Source organism: Corynebacterium sp. HMSC27B11, assembly GCF_001815985.1.
Taxonomy (GTDB): domain Bacteria; phylum Actinomycetota; class Actinomycetes; order Mycobacteriales; family Mycobacteriaceae; genus Corynebacterium.
Window position 1 is genome coordinate 1 of sequence record NZ_KV823587.1, and the last position, 1,441, is coordinate 1,441.

A 1,441-nucleotide genomic window follows, 5' to 3' on the forward strand; every position below is an offset into this window, starting at 1 on the left:
GAGGGTGTCAGGAAGTTTGTGTGTGAGGCTCTGATCGAGAAGGAGTGTCACCGATAATGACTACTGTGTCACCGAAGAAAGGCCATGACCCGGCGAGGGTCAACGAGATCAGCGAGAAGCTGATGGAAAATCCTGAGCTGGCTAGCCTGATCAGCGAGCTGTCGACCTCCGCTGATGATGCCAGCGAGCTGGTCAAAGGCCTGCTGCAGGCATCAATCAACGCTGGTCTGCAGGCGGAGATGGATGCGCATTTGGGCTATAGCCACTCCGACCGCAAGTCCAAAGCCCAGGTTGAACCCGTGCACGGCGGCAATCACCGCAACGGGTCGTACACCAAGACCGTCAATTCTGGCTACGGCGCGGTGGAAGTGACCGTGCCCAGGGATCGTGCCGGCACGTTTACTCCGAAGATGGTGCCCAAGGGCGCACGTCGGCTCACAGAGCTCGACGACATGATCGTCTCGCTATACGCCGGTGGGATGACAGTGCGCGATATTCAGCATCACCTCGCGACCACGCTCGGGGTGGATATGAGCCCGGATACGATCAGCACGATCACCGATGCGGTGTTAGACGAGGTCATGATCTGGCAAAACCGCCAGCTCGACGAGTTTTACCCGGTGATCTTCCTCGACGCGCTACGCGTGAAAATCCGTGACGGTCACCGCGTGGTCAATAAGGCCTGCTACATGGCGGTTGGTGTCGACATGGACGGCATCAAGCACATCCTGGGATTGTGGATTGCCGATAATGAAGGCGCTGCATTCTGGGCATCGGTGTGCGCGGATCTGGCCAACCGTGGCGTCCAGGACGTGTTCATCGTGTGCTGCGACGGGCTCAAAGGCTTGCCGGAAGCTGTCGAGGCAACCTGGCCGAATTCCATGGTGCAAACCTGCATTGTGCACCTGATTCGGGCTTCGAACCGGTGGGTGTCGCATCAGGACCGCAAATCTGTCTCCCGTGCGCTACGTGAGGTCTACACGGCCGCCAACGAGGACACCGCACGTGCCAGCCTGGACGCGTTCCAGGCCAGTGAACTGGGCCAGAGATACCCGCAATCGGTCAAAGTCTGGCGCGACGCCTGGGACCGGTTCGTGCCGTTTTTACAGTTCCCGCCAGCGGCCCGCCGGGTGCTCTACACCACGAATTCGATCGAATCGCTCAACGCTGAACTGCGTAAAGCTACCCGTAACCGCGGGCAATTCCCGAACGACACCGCGGCGCTGAAAACGCTGTGGCTGATGATCTGCAACATCGAAGACAAGCGCGCTGCCCAGCGAGCGAAAAAAGCGAAGCGCGACATCGAATGCAACGGCTATGTTGAAGGGGCGAAAGCCACCGGGTGGAAACAAGCCATCAACCAACTAGCTGTGGCATACCCCGACCGATTCGCGGACTACTTGTAAACCAAGCCCCCGCACACAAACAATCGGACACTCTC

At 59.0% G+C, this 1,441-nt stretch carries 1 protein-coding gene; it reads left to right on the plus strand.

All coding sequences use genetic code 11. The features are described from left to right. Positions 1–56 precede the first annotated feature (56 nt). Positions 57–1,406, plus strand: a complete 1,350-nt coding sequence (locus HMPREF3097_RS09420) for an IS256 family transposase (protein ID WP_070762047.1) — start codon at positions 57–59, stop codon at positions 1,404–1,406. Positions 1,407–1,441: the final 35 nt, after the last annotated feature.

Excerpts from the sequence above, each read along its gene's own strand:
- HMPREF3097_RS09420 (WP_070762047.1), top strand. The coding sequence starts at position 57 with ATGACTACTGTGTCACCGAAGAAAGGCCATGACCCGGCGAGGGTCAAC.